The 13761-nt window shown below is 51.9% G+C and carries 12 protein-coding genes; 6 read left to right on the top strand and 6 right to left on the bottom strand.

The window, feature by feature from the left end; all coding sequences use genetic code 11:
- Nucleotides 1-1169: 1169 nt before the first annotated feature.
- The 3 genes from ATL17_RS16085 to ATL17_RS16075 all read left to right on the top strand — a co-directional run bounded on the left by ATL17_RS16085 (nucleotide 1170) and on the right by ATL17_RS16075 (nucleotide 4275).
- Nucleotides 1170-2144 (top strand): tripartite tricarboxylate transporter substrate binding protein, encoded by a 975-nt coding sequence (locus tag ATL17_RS16085; protein WP_133573828.1) that lies wholly within the window; start codon nucleotides 1170-1172, stop codon nucleotides 2142-2144.
- Between the two features lie 129 nt (nucleotides 2145-2273).
- Nucleotides 2274-2732, top strand: coding sequence for a tripartite tricarboxylate transporter TctB family protein (locus tag ATL17_RS16080; protein WP_133573827.1), 459 nt, complete (start codon nucleotides 2274-2276; stop codon nucleotides 2730-2732).
- A 4-nt stretch (nucleotides 2733-2736) separates the two neighbouring features.
- On the top strand, nucleotides 2737-4275 hold the full coding sequence (locus ATL17_RS16075; protein WP_133573826.1) for a tripartite tricarboxylate transporter permease: 1539 nt from the start codon (nucleotides 2737-2739) through the stop codon (nucleotides 4273-4275).
- Between the two features lie 99 nt (nucleotides 4276-4374).
- On the opposite strand, the gene ATL17_RS16070 is transcribed toward ATL17_RS16075, so the two are convergent.
- The 6 genes from ATL17_RS16070 to eutB form a co-directional block, all read right to left on the bottom strand.
- The gene (locus ATL17_RS16070; RefSeq protein ID WP_133573825.1) at nucleotides 4375-5748 is read right to left on the bottom strand and encodes an aspartate aminotransferase family protein; all 1374 of its coding nucleotides are present in this window, start codon (nucleotides 5746-5748) and stop codon (nucleotides 4375-4377) included.
- An 11-nt stretch (nucleotides 5749-5759) separates the two neighbouring features.
- Complete coding sequence (locus ATL17_RS16065; RefSeq protein WP_133573824.1) at nucleotides 5760-7256, bottom strand: NAD-dependent succinate-semialdehyde dehydrogenase; 1497 nt, start codon at nucleotides 7254-7256, stop codon at nucleotides 5760-5762.
- 126 nt (nucleotides 7257-7382) lie between these two features.
- Complete coding sequence (locus tag ATL17_RS16060) at nucleotides 7383-7859, bottom strand: Lrp/AsnC family transcriptional regulator (RefSeq protein WP_208111229.1); 477 nt, start codon at nucleotides 7857-7859, stop codon at nucleotides 7383-7385.
- A gap of 22 nt (nucleotides 7860-7881) precedes the next feature.
- A complete protein-coding gene (locus ATL17_RS16055; protein ID WP_133573823.1) occupies nucleotides 7882-8880 on the bottom strand; it encodes a cyclodeaminase in 999 nt (332 codons plus the stop codon).
- A 10-nt stretch (nucleotides 8881-8890) separates the two neighbouring features.
- The gene (locus ATL17_RS16050; protein ID WP_133573822.1) at nucleotides 8891-9454 is read right to left on the bottom strand and encodes a flavodoxin family protein; all 564 of its coding nucleotides are present in this window, start codon (nucleotides 9452-9454) and stop codon (nucleotides 8891-8893) included.
- The gene (gene eutB, locus ATL17_RS16045) at nucleotides 9441-10445 is read right to left on the bottom strand and encodes a hydroxyectoine utilization dehydratase EutB (protein WP_133573821.1); all 1005 of its coding nucleotides are present in this window, start codon (nucleotides 10443-10445) and stop codon (nucleotides 9441-9443) included. The genes ATL17_RS16050 and eutB overlap by 14 nt, the downstream gene beginning before the upstream one ends.
- 175 nt (nucleotides 10446-10620) lie before the next feature.
- On the opposite strand from eutB, the gene ATL17_RS16040 reads away from it, so the two are divergent.
- Genes ATL17_RS16040 through ATL17_RS16030 form a run of 3 tightly spaced genes read left to right on the top strand, consistent with a single transcriptional unit; the run spans nucleotide 10621 to nucleotide 13668 of the window.
- A complete protein-coding gene (locus tag ATL17_RS16040) occupies nucleotides 10621-11805 on the top strand; it encodes a M24 family metallopeptidase (RefSeq protein WP_133573820.1) in 1185 nt (394 codons plus the stop codon).
- Nucleotides 11805-12962: an acetylornithine deacetylase gene (argE, locus tag ATL17_RS16035; RefSeq protein WP_133573819.1), complete on the top strand. Its 1158-nt coding sequence runs from the start codon at nucleotides 11805-11807 to the stop codon at nucleotides 12960-12962. The genes ATL17_RS16040 and argE overlap by 1 nt, the downstream gene beginning before the upstream one ends.
- A gap of 7 nt (nucleotides 12963-12969) precedes the next feature.
- On the top strand, nucleotides 12970-13668 hold the full coding sequence (locus ATL17_RS16030) for a GntR family transcriptional regulator (protein ID WP_133573818.1): 699 nt from the start codon (nucleotides 12970-12972) through the stop codon (nucleotides 13666-13668).
- Nucleotides 13669-13761: the final 93 nt, after the last annotated feature.

Genomic DNA, 13761 nt, shown 5'->3' with positions numbered 1-13761 from the left:
CCGCACTTATCATTTGAGGATCCCTGAGGAATTCCCTGAGGTTACTTAAAGCTCCCCTTGCCGACACACTTTGAGACACCCAGCGTTTCGTTGTTTGAAGACAACAGCCAAGACTAGACGCTGGGTGTATCCCTGGGTTAATCGCTGAGATAGCTGTGCGTGTCCCCAGTGAAGACAACAAGTGTTGATGGGGATCGCTGCAGGGGAGCCTGAGATTGTTCTTTTTGCTGCTGCAATATTGGTCTTTTAAATGAGCTTTGTCTGGGGAACTCCTTATAGAGAATATACAAAGACAACTTTCCCACGAAAGAATCTGAGACCCACCTGAGACCTATCCTGCGCTTGCAACTCATGTGGTCTTGTTATTGGTCAATTGTTGGTGGCTGCAGCCACAACAACACCTAGTGCCATTCTTTGTGTCTCCCTCTTGGGTCTCTCATTGAGACATCTCAAAAGGGAATGTTGTTCATCACAACAACAATTGTCTCCAATCATTCGTCTTATTTTTCTGTCTCAAGCATAAGTGCTTATACGTATCCTTCTGGGTAGCTTCTTCTGTCTCCCCTCCGGCATCCCAGCAAGCCAAATAAATGCCCATAGAGAGTCGCTAATCGTCCCATGTGGGTATGTCTAGCTGTTGCCTTAAAGGCCTCTCAGAGAGTCCCTGAGGGGGCTTTGTGTGTCTTTTAAATGCGCTCTTGGCAGGTCCTAAAAATGTGGGATGACACAAAAGCAAAAACTGAAAAAATCTGAAGCGGTATTCGTATTAGTTAGCTTTTGTCATTTCCCCCCGGTGGGGGTGGGGTGCCCTGAGAAATCCATCCTAAACCGCGCGACAATCTCGAGGGCACCCAGCGATCTATCAAGGGGCCTTTAGGGTAGACCAAATGGTAGACCAAAAATGCCCCTTTACATCGAACTGCGTCTTGGCTAACTTATTGAAATCGTTGGATATCAGTTGTTTTGAGATGCCTGTGATGGGAAACTAACATTCTCCAGGGCACCATTTTATCTCACGACAATCTTTGTTGCCGCTGCCACCGCCGATCTGGCGGGATATGTCTGTCAAAAAAATCCACAGCTCTTAGCCGCAAGTCAGGTTCGTGTCAGTGCGCTTTGCTATGGCTCTTCTCGTATCAGTTCGTTTTGAACTTTTCGGGAGGAAAAGAATGTTCAAACATTTTAAGGCTGCGTTGGCAGCAACTGCTTTGACTTTTGGTGTAGCTGGCGCTGCGATGGCAGATGGCCACCAGAAAGTTGATGACATCCACTTTTTGATTCCTGGTGGCGCTGGTGGCGGCTGGGATGGCACGGCTCGCGGCACTGGTGAAGCTTTGACCAAGGCTGGCATTGTTGGCCAAGCCACATATGAAAATATGTCTGGCGGCGGTGGCGGTAAAGCCATTGCGCATTTGATCGAAACAAGCGATCCGGGCACTTTGATGGTCAACTCAACACCAATCGTGATCCGGTCATTGCAAGGTGTGTTCCCACAGTCCTTCCGTGACTTGACCCCAATTGCCGGCACGGTTGGTGACTTTGGCGCAATCGTTGTGCACAAAGATTCCAAATATAATGAAATGGGCGAATTGTTGGCCGATTATGCCAGCGATCCATCAGCCATTGCCATTGGCGGCGGTTCCGTTGCCGGGTCTATGGACCATTTGATTGCTGCATTGGTGATGAAAAATGCTGGCGCCAACCCAATGGATGTAAAATATATTCCATATGATGCGGGCGGCAAAGCCATGGCAGGCTTGCTTTCAGGCGAAATTGCAGCCCTCACCACAGGTTTTGGCGAAGCCATTGAACTGGCCCGTCAGGATGAAGTGCGCATTTTGTGCGTCACCTCAACTGCCCGTTTGGACAGCGCACCAGACACACCAACATGTGACGAAGCAGGCTCAACAGGCACTGAGTTCGTAAACTGGCGCGGTTTCTTTGCGGCACCTGGTTTGGATGATGAAACCAAAGCAAAATATATCGCAGCGCTTGAAGCCATGTACGACACTGAAGAGTGGGTAACTGTACGTGATCGCAATGGCTGGGTTGATATTTTCAACTCAGATGCAGACTTCGTAGCCTTCTTGGAAAAGCAGGAAGAAGAAGTAGCAGATCTTATGCGTGAGCTTGGCTTCCTATAAGCTCAATTGAAGATTGGTCGCGGCCCACGGGTCACGATTGGTCTGCGGCGAATTTCGTCTTAAATGCGCCCGCAGTTCGGGCGCATTTTTTTCACCAAAATCCTTTGGATAAGGATTGGGAGGGGTTAAATGTTTTTCACCAAACGCAGAATTGGCGGCATGTTGTTGCTGGCCTTTTGCATTGCCTACGCCATTTTGTCGCAGCGCATTCCGCTGCTGCCCTTTCAGGCAAAATCGGCATTCCACGCCCGCACCATGCCAGAAATTTTGGCTGTGATGGGCACCGCGCTTTCCATCGCCATTATTGTTCTGCCCTCACCGGCTGAATATGTGAGCACAAAGGGGCAAAACTGGCTCACCGCCTTAGCTTTCTTGGTGCTGATGTCCATTTATGGCCTCACCATTCGTCCATTCGGCTTTGTTCTGGCGTCGTCCATGTTGTTGGGCGTTGGTTATTGGCTTTTGGGTGAGCGCAAAATTTGGCTTTTGCTGGTGACTTCGGTTCCCGTTGCCATTGCATTTTGGGCGCTCATGTCCATTGGCCTTGGGGTGTTTATTGAACCATTGCCTTGGTTCTTGAGAGGGTAAAATCATGCTTGATGGTATTATGATCGGGCTATCGACAGCCCTTAATCCTTACAATTTGGTCTTTGTGGTGTGCGGCTGTTTGGTGGGCACGTTTATCGGCATGCTGCCTGGCTTGGGGCCAATGTCAGCGATCGCCTTGATGATCCCTATTGCCGCCAGTCTAGACCCATCTGCGGGCATTATCTTGATGGCAGCGGTTTATTATGGCGCCATTTTTGGCGGCTCCACCTCCTCCATTTTGATCAATGCGCCGGGCGTGGCCAGCACCGTTGCCACCTCCTTTGATGGCTACCCGATGGCAAAGCAAGGTAAAGCTGGCAAAGCCTTGGCCGTTGCAGCTTACTCATCATTTTCTGGCGGCGTGATCGGCGCGATTCTGTTGCTAATTGCTGCACCTTTCTTGGCCAAAGTGTCTTTGTCGTTCCATTCGACCGACTATTTTGCCTTGATGGTGTTGGGTCTTACTGCAGTGGCTGCCTTTGCCGGCCAAGGCAATATGCTCAAAGCCATGTTGATGACGGTTGTTGGCTTGATGCTCTCCACCGTGGGCACAGACCAAACTCAAGGCATCCAGCGGTTTACGCTTGGCATGATCGATTTGCTCGACGGTATTTCCTTCCTGCTGTTGGTAATGGCCACCTTTGCCTTGTCAGAAGCGCTGATGGCAATTTTGCGCCCCAAAGCCAGCGATGAAGACCGGAAAAAAGAGCAAGAAGCGCACAATAATCTTGGCTCCATGAAAGTGAGCAAAGAAGAAGTGAAAGAAATTGCGCCTGTTATTGGTCGCTCTTCTATTCTTGGTTTTTTGGTCGGCGTGTTGCCCGGTGCGGGTGCCACCATTGCCAGCTTCTTGGCGTATGGTACCGAACAGCGCTTGGCTGGCCCGACCAAGGGTAAGTTGTTCGGCAAGGGCTCTATTCGCGGCCTTTCCGCGCCAGAAACTGCCAACAATGCGGCGGCAACTGGTTCATTTGTGCCGTTGCTGACTTTGGGCATTCCCGGTTCAGGCACAACTGCCATCATGTTGGGCGCATTGATTGGTTATGGCATTCAGCCGGGTCCTCGGCTTTACATCGATCAACCTGCCGTTTTCTGGTCTGTGATCGTTTCAATGTGGATCGGCAACATCATCTTGTTGGTGCTGAACCTGCCTTTGATCCCATATATCGCGAAAATCTTGGCGATCCCGGCCCGCTTCTTGCTGCCGCTGATCCTGTTTTTCTCACTGATCGGGGTTTATTTCGTCAGCTTCAACACATTCGACATTCAGTTGATGATCGTGTTTGCCGTTGCGGCGGTCACTTTGCGGTTGTTGGACTTCCCGCTCGCTCCAATGATCCTTGGGTTCATTTTGGGTGGCATGATGGAAGAGAATCTGCGGCGCGCCCTTTTGATCAATAATGACAGTTGGTCATTCCTTTGGGAGCGTGAGTTGACCCTCGCCATTCTCACCATTGCTGCACTTACCTTGGTGGTGCCCATGTTGTTGCCGCTATACCAGAAATGGCGGCGCACAGCCGACCGCGCGGGCGAAGGCGGCTAAGTTCTCCCTAACTCCTCAAACTGAAAAGGGCGCCATTTCGGCGCCCTCTTTTTTGCTCACCTGTGGGTAAAAGGCGAGCGTGGGTTCGGTTTCTGGTGGTTAGGAAAAGTCCATCGCCTTCACCACATCTGCGGTTTTGGACACCACTTCGTCTGCCTCTTGCTTGGTGAGGCAGAATGGTGGTGCAAAGCCCAAAATGTCGCCTTGTGGCATGGCCCGGCCAATTACTTTTTTCTGGCCCAAAGCGCCCGCAATTTGCGGCCCAATTTTCTGGCTTGGGTCGAAGAAGGTGCGGCTGTCTTTGTCTTTCACAAATTCCACAGCACACATCATGCCTTCACCGCGGATATTGCCGACATTTGGGTGATCATCCAAAGCCGCGTGCATTTGCGCATTCAGATAATTGCCGACTTCGCCTGCATTTTGCACCAGGTTCAACTCGTCAATCAGCTTCAAGTTCGCAATGCCTGCGGCTGCGCCAATCGGGTGTGCTGAGTAAGTCCAGCCATGGCCGATGGGGCCATATTCGTCGGTGCCTTGTTCAAACACTTTCCACATTTTGTCGCCCACGATTGAGCCAGACAATGGCGCATAGGCTGACGTGAGGCCCTTCGCAATGGTGATCAGGTCAGGTTCCATTTCATAATGGTCCGACCCCATCATGGTGCCCAAGCGACCAAAGCCTGTCACCACTTCATCGGCCACCAACAAAATGTCGTGTTTCTTCAGCACTTTTTGGATCGCTGCCCAATAGCCTTTTGGGGGAGGCACAATGCCGCCTGTGCCCAAAATCGGCTCGCCGATAAAGGCCGCGATGGTGTCTGCACCTTCGCGTTCGATCAGCTCTTCCAATTTGGCGACACAATGCTCAACAAACTGCTCTTCAGTTTGGTCGAGATTGTCACGACGATAATAATAAGGTGCTTCGGTGTGCAGCACTTGGGTCAGCGGCAAGTCAAACTTTTTGTGGAATAGTTCAAGTCCTGTCAGAGAACCTGTCATCAAGCCAGAGCCGTGATAACCGCGCCAGCGTGAGATGATCTTTTTCTTTTCCGGACGCCCCAGAATATTGTTGTAGTACCAGATCAGCTTGACGTTGGTTTCGTTCGCGTCAGACCCGCCCAAGCCAAAATAGACTTTGGACATGTTTTTCGGCGCGCGGTCCAAAATCATTTTAGACAGGGTGATGGAGGCTTCTGTGCCGTGGCCAACATAGGCGTGATAATAGGCCAGCTCTTTAGCTTGGGCCGCAATAGCGTCCGCAATTTCAGGGCGGCCATAGCCTACGTTTACGCAATAAAGGCCAGCAAAGGCATCGAGCAATTTGTTGCCATCGCGATCTTCAATATGCGCACCTGAGCCGCCTGTGACGATCCGGTTGGGGCTTTCGCCCCGCGCATGCTGCGCCAAGTGGGTTGAAGGGTGGAAAAAGTTTTCCCGGTCCCATTGGTCGAGTTGATCATTTTTAAGCATATTCTCTCTCCTTACGCCCAGTCACGGCACACATATTTAATTTCTGTAAATGCCTCTAATCCTTGGCGCGCGCCTTCTCGCGCCAAGCCTGATTGTTTGTAGCCACCAAATGGAATTGGCGCGCCGGTTACCTTAGTGCGATTCACCGCCACCATGCCAAATTGCAGTGCCCGACTCATGCGGTAAATCCGTTTTGGATCTGCGGTGTGCAGATATGCGATCAAGCCATATTCAGTGTCGTTCGCCTTTTTGGTCACCGCGTGTTCATCGCTGAATTTTTGGATTGCGGCGACCGGCCCAAAGGTTTCTTCAAACATGATTTTGGCATCGTCTGGCACATCCACCAAAACGGTTGGCTCATAAAAGAGTTCCCCCATTTCATGGCCTTTGCCCCCGGTGAGCACCTTGGCGCCTTTTTCAACCGCGTCGGTGACATGTTCGATCTGTTTGTCAATCGCCTTTTGGTTCATCAATGGCCCGATCACCGGATCATCCATGCCAAAGCCAACGCTCAATTTTGCTGCAGCGGCGGCGAACTTTTTGCAAAACTCGTCATAGATGTTTTCATGTACATAGAAGCGGTTTGCGCCTAGGCAATCTTGGCCAGAGGTCGCAAATTTTGCCTTCACAGCTTCGGCCACCACATAGTCCAAATCGCAATCATCAAAGGCGATGAAGGGGGCATGCCCGCCCAGTTCCAACACCAGCTTTTTCACTGTGTCGGCGCTTTGGCGATAGAGCAAGCGGCCAATTTCGGTGGACCCGGTGAAGGACAATGCCCGCACGCGGCTATCTTTGGTCCATGGTTCCACCACTGTCGCCGCGCGACCTGTGACGATGTTCAACACGCCCGGCTCCAAGCCCGCACGCTCCGCCAGTTCTGCCAAGGCAAGAGCGGAGTATGGTGTTTCATGGGAGGGATGTGCCACCACAGTGCAGCCAGCAGCAATGGCCGCAGCGGCTTTACGGGTCAACATGGCCGATGGGAAGTTCCACGGGGTGATCATTGCCGCCACACCAATTGGCTCACGCCACAATTCCACTTCTGCATCATGCAGGTGCGAGGTGACCCCTTCGATGTTAGGGCGCTTGGTTTCTTCGGCGTAAAACTCTACGAATGATGCGGCATAATCGATTTCGCCCAGCGCTTCGGACAGTGGCTTGCCCTGCTCCAACACCATAATGCGGGCCAGATCTTCTTTATGTTCAATGATCAAATCGAACCAGCGGCGCAAGCAAGCTGCCCGGTGCTGCGGCAAGCTCATGGACCAGCTTTCGAAGGCTTTATCAGCGATCGCCACCGCTTCTGCGCTTTGCGCTGCGCTCAGGCTGGCCACTTCGCCCAACCACTCGCCATTGGCTGGGTTGGTGACAGGGATGGTGTCGCCATTGTCGGCGCCGACCCACTTGCCACCAATATAGGAAAATTGGCGCAGCAATCGACTGTCTTTGAGATAAGGCGTGATGCCTTTTAGGTCGTCATGGGTTTTCAAAAGATTTGACGGCATAGCTCAATCCTCCTTTTCATCTGACTTAGACAGTGGAGGATTAAGCGGAGAATTTGTGACTGAATTCGCTGAAATTTAGAGAGAAGTTCGCTATAATTATGCTGAAATAAAGTGAAATTTTCTGCGCTATTCTAAAAGTTGTGCAATGGGTGGTACGCCCGCCTGTTTCACAGGTTTGGTGACAAAATAAGTGAAATAACGTGCCAAGCCGATTTTGGCCTCCAGCAGCTCATCAATCAGGCGTTGATAGGAATCAATGTCCTTGGTGATCACTTGCATAAAATAATCCAAACCGCCACCAATGGCCCAACAGGCCACGATTTCATCGTAATTTTTCATGGATTGCTCAAACAGCTGAAAACTGGATGCCCGATGGTTTTCCAACTCAACCGCCACAAAGATGGTGACGCAGGGCGCAATTTTTTGCAGCGAGATTTCTGCGCGGTAGGATTGGATGACGCCCGACTTTTCCAACCGTTTCAACCGCTCCCAGCAGGGGGTGGGAGAGAGGTTGATCCGCACCGCCAGTTCTGATTTTGAGATGCGCCCCTCTTGCGACAATAGCCGCAAAATCTCAATGTCGCGCTCATCAAGCTTTATCATAATGGGTCCTGTTGGTCGGCGATTAGTCGGTTTTGATCATAGTGCCAAAATCAAGATTATGCGCCAGTTCAAATGCATGGTTGGCAATAGCCGTATCTTGCGCGCCAGTGCCGGTCAAATCGCAAATTGTGATGGAGGCATCAGTGGTGCGATTGGGTTTGGTGCCGGCGATGATTTCGCCCAGTTCAGCCGGCGTTTTATCTGTCGGCCAATTGCCTGTTTCCAGCGCGGTGCGCAATTCGCCCAATTTTTCACACTGGCTCACCCGGTCACACACATAGATGTCCGCCTGCGCCACGATCTCCGGGTCCAACTCATTTTTACCTTCTTGATCCGACCCCATGGCGGTGATGTGCAGATCGGGATGCATCCAATCGGCATCGATCAATGGTTCGCGCGATGGCGTTGTGGTGATCAGCAACTGGCTCTCCTTCACCACCTGTTCGGCACTATCCACTGCGTGCGCTTCGACATCAATTTCGTATGCAATGTCCTTGGCACAGGCTTCGGCATGATCTTTATTCCGGCCCCACACCAGTACTTTTTTGAACGGCCGCTCAAAATGTGCAGCGATGATTTGCAGACGCGCCTGCACCCCGGTGCCGATCACGCCAGCCGTTTCAACATTTTTTGGCGCCATATGACGTGCGACCACGCCGCCTGCCGCTGCGGTGCGTAAATCTGTTAGATAGCCATTGTCTAAAAACACAGCGCTGGCCATGCCGGTTTTGGCGCTCAACAACATCATAAGGCCATTCAAGCTGGGCAAGCCCAATTTGGGGTTATCAAAAAAACCGGGTGAGACCTTGATGGCAAAATGATCAAAGCCCGGAATGAAGGCGGCTTTCACATCCACTTCTGCATTTACCGCCGGCAAATCCATAGACATGATGGGCGGCATAATCACATTGCCAGAGGCGAGCGCCGCGAACGCTTTTTCCACAAGGTTATTCATCCCACGCCCTAAATGCAGGGTGGACTTCAACTCACGTTCAGTGACAATCAATATCTCGTGGGACATGAGCTTCCTCCTAAGCCGTTAGGCGCTTTGCCAATTGTTCCACCTGTTGCAAAGCAGTGGGATGGGCTAGAATGTCGTCTAGCTCCCGCACGCCACAAGCCCGCACCAAATGACGTTCATTCAAACCCAATTTATCAAGCCCGGGCCCGTATTGTTCAAGCAACGCACCATAGCGTTCCTCCCCTTCCCCTTGAGTTTGCAGCAGTACCAGATGTTTACCGCTGGGCAATTTTGATGGTTCGGGGTTGGTGAGATAATCGCTCTTCAAAAATCCGAAAAACCGATCGATTGCGCCTTTAAGCAGGCCGGACATGTTGCAAAAATAGATTGGAGTGGTGAGCACGATAATATCGGCTTGATAAATATCATCCAGCGCGGGCGAAAGCTGATCCTGATGGTCATCGACCACTTCGCCAAAAGGCAAAAACTCAAGGTCGCGCAAGGCATAATCATGCAGCACGGATTGTGCGCCAATTGCCACTTCGCAAAAGCGGTCGGCCAGTTTGTCACTATTGCCATTGGCGCGCGGGCTGCCGCGCAGCACCACAATGCTCTTTTGCTTAGGGTCGGACATATTTGGCTCCCTCAATCACATAATCGCCCAGTTGCACATTTTGGCCCGTGATGATTTGGGTGAACAAATCCATATCGAGATTGCGGCCCGTGATGATGGTGGCCAATGGGCCGTTGGGCTTAAACTTGCCCGCTAACATTGCAGCAATGCCAACCACGCATGCGCCTTCTGCCACGATGCGATCTTCATAATAAAGGCACTGCATGGCGCGATAAATTTCTTCTTCGGTGACCAAAATGGTTTGATCCAACAGATCGCGACATAGGGCAAATGAGAATTTATTGTCCATGCCGATGCCACCACCCAAACTATCCGCCAAGCTGGGCACTTCAACCACATCGACAGGATGCCCTGCTTCAATTGAGGCGGCCATGGCAGCACCGCGATCCATTGAAATGCCAATCAGCTGAATGTCGGGTTTGATCGCTTTGGCCGCCAAGGCAATGCCTGCGGCCAACCCACCACCTGATAGGGGCACCAACAATGTTTCAAGGTCTGGTCGGGCAGATAAGATTTCCAGACCGATGGTACCCTGCCCGGCAATGACGAAAGGGTCGTCAAATGGTGAGATTTCAACCAAACCTTCTTCTGCACATAAGCGACGGCTTTCGGCCATCGCCTCATCTTGGCTTTGCCCTTTAACCCACACTTCGCCACCGAGTTGTTGAATGCCTTCCACTTTGGCTTTTGGCACCAATTCAGACATGCAGATAACGGCACGCAACCCGCGCAACTTTGCAGCAAAGGCCACCCCACGCCCATGATTGCCCGTGGAACAGCAAGTTACGCCCTTTGTGCCTTCGGGCAAATTCATCACAGCATTGATGGCGCCGCGCAGCTTAAATGCGCCGATTGGCTGCATATTTTCCAGCTTCAGCAAAATGTCAGTGCCGAACTTATCGCTGAGGAAAGGCGACGGGACCAACGGAGTGTGGTCAGCTTGCCCTTTTATGGTGTTTTGCGCAGCCAAAACATCCGCTAAATCAAGCATATTCCCTCCTTTAAATTCCGTCCCAATCATCTTACTGCAGCTTATGTTGTACACATCATGCGCAACAATGGCAGAGTGTCAACGCACACAAGCCTATAAATCTTTGATTTTTTTGTTGACGGGAAAAACAAATTGAACTGATGTATACATCTTCGTGATTTGAGGGACATTGCTTATGGCGAATAAAAATCTACCCTTTTCTCAACAGGAGTATGAACGTCGACTGGAGAAGGTTCGGCGCTCCATGGAGAATTTTGAGATTGATGTGCTGTTTATCGAAGACCCATCCAATATGGGTTGGTTGACCGGCTATGATGGCTGGTCATTCTATGTGCATCAGGGTGTTTTGGTTTTTATGGATGAGGACCCCATTTGGTGGGGGCGCTTTCAAGATACCAATGGTGCGCTGCGCACTATTTGGATGGATGATAGCCGGATCACCTATTATCCGGATCATTATGTGCAATCCACGCTTTGCCACCCCATGGAAATGCTGGCGGCCATGATCCGCGATCGCGGCTTGGGCAATAAGCGCATCGGTGTAGAGTTGGAGAATTATTATTTCTCCGCCAAAGCGTATTTGACGCTTACCCATGAACTGCCCGACGCCGTTTTTGTTGATGCGACCAGCCTTGTGAACTGGCAACGGCTGGTGAAAAGCGATGACGAAATTGCCTATATGCGCAAGGCCGCCCGCATTTCAGAGAAAATCATCGATGGCATTGTGGAGCGTGTGGAACCCGGCGTGCGCAAGAGTGATATTGTAGGCCAAATCTATGCCGATGCCATTTCTGGTATTGACGATGATTGGGGGGACTATCCGGCTATCGTGCCTATGTTGCCCAGTGGCTCAGATGCTGCCGCACCCCACCTCACTTGGGATGGGCGCATTTTCGATGCGGATACGCCGACCTTCTTTGAAATTTCCGGCTGTTTCCGGCGTTACCACGCCCCGCTTTGCCGCACTGTGCATTTGGGCAAGCCACCGCAATATTTGCTGGATGCTGAAAAAGCATTGGTGGAAGGCTTGGAAGCTGGGCTGGAAGCAGCGGTGCCGGGGGCACGCGCCAAAGACATTGCCCGCGCCTTGGCCATTCCGCTTGAGCGGGCGGGCATTTACCGCGCCTCGCGCGCCGGTTATCCGATTGGCATTTCTTATCCGCCAGATTGGGGCGAGCGCACCGTTTCCATTCGGCTGGAGGATCGCACCATTTTGCAGCCGGGCATGACATTCCACTTTATGCCGGGCATTTGGGAAGATGATTGGGGCCTTGAGATCACCGAGAGCATTTTGATTAAAGATAAGGGGCCAGCGGAAACGCTGTGCAACCGCCCCCGCAAACTTTATGTGAAGGACTAATGCGCGAACGCACCGAAGAAATTTTGCGCCAACTTATCGCCTATCCGACCATCTCGGCGGATAGCAATTTGGATATGATCCATTATGCAGCAAATTTGCTGGAGGATGTTGGCGCAAAAATTGAACTGCACCATGATACCACGCACAAAAAGGCCAATTTGGTTGGGACCATTGGCCCAGACATTAGCGGTGGCATCGTTCTATCTGGCCATAGCGATGTGGTACCCGTGGCGGACCAGACATGGCAAACCGACCCTTTTGAACTGAGCAAAAGAGAGGGTCGCTATTATGGCCGTGGCACGTGCGATATGAAGGGCTTTATCGCTGCCGCGTTGGCCATGGCGCCTCAATTTGCAGCGCATGAGTTGAAACGACCGATCCATTTTGTCTTCACCTATGATGAAGAGGTGGGCTGTTTGGGGGCGCGCGATCTGGTTGAGATTTTGAAGCATCGTCCACACTTGCCCGCCGCTGCCATTGTGGGCGAACCCACCGAAATGAAAATCGTTGAGGGACACAAAGGGTGCTGCGAATATAGCGTTTATTTTGAGGGACGGGCCGGACATGGCTCCATGCCCGATGCAGGGGTGAATGCCGCGGAATATGCCACCCGCTATGTCAGCAAATTGCTGGACTTGCGCGAAGCATTAAAGGGCCGCGCACCAAAAGACAGTCCTTTTAATCCGCCTTGGACCACCATCAATGTGGGGCGGATTGAAGGGGGCACAGCCCACAATGTGATATGCAATCACGCCGAGATTGACTGGGAAATGCGCCCCATTGCGCAAGAAGATGCGGATTGGGTGAATTCGGTTTTGGCGGCGTTCTGCACGGAGGAGTTGCTGCCCGATATGCGCAAAGTCTGGCCCGATTCCAACATCACCACACGCACCATTGGCGAGGTGGTTGGCTTGACGCCCTTGCGCACCAATGAAGCCCGCGAAATTGTGATTGCACTTACAGGGGCCAATGAAAGCCATTTTGTGCCCTTTGGCACGGAAGCTGGCCTGTTTCAAGAATTGGGCATTGCTACAATTGTGTGCGGCCCCGGCTCCATTGAACAGGCGCATAAGGCCGATGAATTTTTGGCGATAGAACAGCTTGACCAATGCTTGGGCATGTTAGACAAACTTGCCCATTCAATGCGAGCAGCATAGGCCAATAATGGATCAAGAAATTCTTCTTCAGCACATCAGCAAGGAAGACAGCAATGAAAGCCCCGCCGGGCGGCGCTTTCGGCAATTGCATGAGGAGATCCGGTCGCGCATTTCTCTGCTTGATTATCCGCCCGGCATGCGCCTGAGCGAAGAGGCTTTGGCCGAAGAATTTGGCGTGAGCCGCACGCCCCTGCGTCGCGTCTTGTGGCAATTGCAGGCAGAAGGCTTGCTAAAATCAGTGCAAGGTGTGGGCACGCTTGTGACCGACATTGATATGGCGGCGCTTTATCATGTGTATCAATTGCGCATGGAGCTGTCGCCGCTTTTGGCCCGCCTGTCGCCGCGCAAAGTGACGCCAGACGACATTGCGCGGTTCGATATGCTTTATGCGAATTGCCTTGCACTGGTGGACGACCCCAGCGCGCGCGGCTATTCGATCATCAATATTGCCACCTTCCATGCGCTTGCAGATATGACCACCAATGAGCCCCTGCGCGACACCATGGAACGGCTATTTTACCAAACAGCGCGCATTTGGCTGAAGTCTTTAACCGACCAAGATGTGCGGCGAGAATGCAAAAGCCTTAGCCGCGAAATTCGAGATTATCGCGACGCAGTGCGCTTGGGCGATTTGGATGCGTTGGGGCATATTTGGCGCGCCCATACTTCTTCCAGCATGACACGCCTGCAGCAAAAGGCGACTTAGACAGCGCGCAAGCGCCATGGTCAGCTGTGCATTTTTGCCCATCAAAACACCATATGCTCGTGTATTTTTGGGCGCTTGTGTTGGAGAAAAACA

The sequence above is a fragment of the Maritalea mobilis genome (assembly GCF_004363175.1).
Taxonomy (GTDB): domain Bacteria; phylum Pseudomonadota; class Alphaproteobacteria; order Rhizobiales; family Devosiaceae; genus Maritalea; species Maritalea mobilis.
Note: the sequence above shows the minus strand (reverse complement) of the source record. Positions and strands in the feature narration are given on the sequence as shown.